Source organism: Micromonospora sp. D75 (genome assembly GCF_018070405.1).
Classification (GTDB): Bacteria; Actinomycetota; Actinomycetes; order Mycobacteriales; family Micromonosporaceae; genus Micromonospora; species Micromonospora chalcea.
The window spans coordinates 1-2294 of record NZ_JAGPXV010000796.1 but is presented as its reverse complement, the minus strand read 5'-3'; the positions used below and the strand labels follow the sequence as shown (position 1 = coordinate 2294).

General features: G+C 73.4%; 2 protein-coding genes and 1 pseudogene. All 3 read right to left on the bottom strand.

What is annotated here, in order from left to right; all coding sequences use genetic code 11:
• Positions 1-280 (bottom strand): annotated as a pseudogene (locus KBX39_RS29145) (MFS transporter); the annotation flags it as partial.
• A 39-nt stretch (positions 281-319) separates the two neighbouring features.
• Entirely contained in the window at positions 320-901 is a 582-nt protein-coding gene (locus tag KBX39_RS29140) for an isochorismatase family protein (RefSeq protein ID WP_043326212.1), read from the bottom strand.
• An 11-nt stretch (positions 902-912) separates the two neighbouring features.
• Positions 913-2199 (bottom strand): nicotinate phosphoribosyltransferase, encoded by a 1287-nt coding sequence (locus KBX39_RS29135; RefSeq protein WP_210873613.1) that lies wholly within the window; start codon positions 2197-2199, stop codon positions 913-915.
• Positions 2200-2294: the final 95 nt, after the last annotated feature.

Below are 2294 nucleotides of genomic sequence, written 5' to 3'. Positions count from 1 at the left end.
GGGTGAGCACCAGCACCGGCCGCAGTCCCCGGCGGTCGATGAGCCGCCCGAGCAGCGGGGCGCCGACCGCCGCGCCGATGGTCGACGCGGCGCCGACCAGGCCGGCGGCGCCGTAGCCGCGGCCCAGGTCGAGCACCACGTAGAAGGTGAGCGTCACCCCGGTGGCGGTGAGCGGCACGCGGGCCAGCACCGACACCAGCAGCAACGATCGGACACCGGGTAGGGCGAGCGCCTCCCGGTAAGGCTTCAGGTTCACGACGGTCCGTACCTCCGGCGTCATCCTGGGGCCGGGGTACGACACCCGCAAGCGATTACCGGGTCAAGCGGTGGCGATCACAGGCTCGCCCACCATTGTCACCCCGGCGCCGTCGAGGGCCCGCAGCGCCACGTCGAGCGTGTCCGGCGCGACGGCGGCGGTCAGGTCGAGCAGCACAGTGGTCCGGAAACCCTCCCGGGCGGCGTCCAGCGCGGTCGCGCGCACGCAGTGGTCGGTGGCGATGCCGACCACGTCGACCCGGTCCACGTCGTGCCGGCGCAGCCAGTCGGCCAGGCACTCGCCGTCGGGCGCATGGCCTTCGAAACCGGAGTACGCGGCCGCGTGCTCGCCCTTGTGGAAGATCGCCTCCACCCGGTCGGTCGCCAGCTCGGGGTGGAACTCGGAGCCGGAGGTGCCGACCACGCAGTGCCGGGGCCAGGAGTCGACGTAGTCCGGCGGGTCGCCGAAGTGCGCGCCCGGGTCGATGTGGTAGTCCTTCGTCGCGACCACGTGGTCCCACCGGTCCGGCTCGGCGGCGAGCAGCCGGGAGATCCCGGCGGCCACTCCCGCCCCGCCGCCGACCGCGAGGGAGCCGCCCTCGCAGAAGTCGTTCTGCACGTCCACGATGATCAGGGCGTTCGCCATCGGGTTCCTCCTCAGCTCGCGGGTACGACGGTGACGGGGACGGCCGGGTCGCCGGCGGAGAGCTTGAGCCCCTCCCACGGGATGGAGATCAGGCACTGGCGCAGGTGGTCCCGCGACTCCTCCAGCGTGGGCAGTGTCTCCGGCTCGCCCGACACCACGTACGAGCGCTGGAGCAGCCGGTCGTTGGGCTGCCGGTCCGGCACGCCCTGCGGGACGATGACCTCCTCGGTGGCGGTCCCGGTCGGCTTGTGCCGGCGGACCGCGACCTTCCGGCCGCCGATGGTGGCCTTGTGCTCGGAGCGTTTGACCACCGGCCGCCCCTCCACCTCGACCAGCTTGTAGACCAGTCCGGCGGTGGGCGCGCCGGAGCCGGTCACCACGGCGGTGCCGGCGCCGTACATGTCCACCGGTTCGGCGGCGAGCGCGGCGATCGCGTACTCGTCGAGGTCCCCGGAGACGATGATCTTCGTCTCGGTGGCGCCGAGCGAGTCGAGCAGCTCGCGGGACTGCTGGGCGATCACCGCGAGGTCGCCGGAGTCGATCCGGACCGCCCGCAGCTCCGGCCCGGCCACCGCGATCGCGTTGCGGATGCCCTGGGCGATGTCGTACGTGTCGACCAGCAGCGTGGTGTCCTTGCCCAGCGTGGCGACCTGGGACGCGAACGCGGCCCGCTCGTCGTCGTGCAGCAGCGTGAAGGCGTGCGCGGCGGTGCCCGCGGTGGGGATGCCGTAGCGCTGCCCGGCGGCCAGGTTGGAGGTGAACCGGAACCCGGCCAGGTACGCGGCCCGCGCCGCGGCGACGGCGGCCTCCTCGTGCGCGCGGCGGGAGCCCATCTCGATCAGCGCCCGCCCCCGTGCGGCGGTGACCATCCGGGCCGCGGCGGCGGCGACCGCGCAGTCGTGGTTGAGCACCGACAGCACGAGCGTCTCCAGCACCACGCACTCGGCGAACGTGCCGGACACGGTGAGGATCGGGGAGCCGGGGAAGAACAGCTCGCCCTCGGCGTAGCCGTCGATGTCGCCGGTGAAGCGGTAGTCGGCCAGCCACTGCGCGGCCCGGTCGTCCACCACACCGGTACGGCGCAGGAAGTCGATCTCGGCCGGTTCGAACCGGAAGTCGCGGATCATCTCGATCAACCGGCCGGTGCCGGCGACCACCCCGTACCGGCGCCCGGCCGGCAGCCGCCGGCTGAACACCTCGAAGACGCAGCTCCGGTCGGCCGTGCCGTCACGCAGCGCGGCGCTGACCATGGTCAGCTCGTAGTGGTCGGTCAGCAGCGCGGGGCGAAGGGTGCTCACCGCTCCAGCCTAGAGTTCAGTCCGGCTCCGTGCCGTCGTGCCCCGGCATCGACCGCAGCGCGGCCCGCAACTCGCCGCGCCCGGCGACGCCGAGC

Excerpts from the sequence above, each read along its gene's own strand:
- KBX39_RS29140 (WP_043326212.1), bottom strand. The coding sequence starts at position 901 with ATGGCGAACGCCCTGATCATCGTGGACGTGCAGAACGACTTCTGCGAG.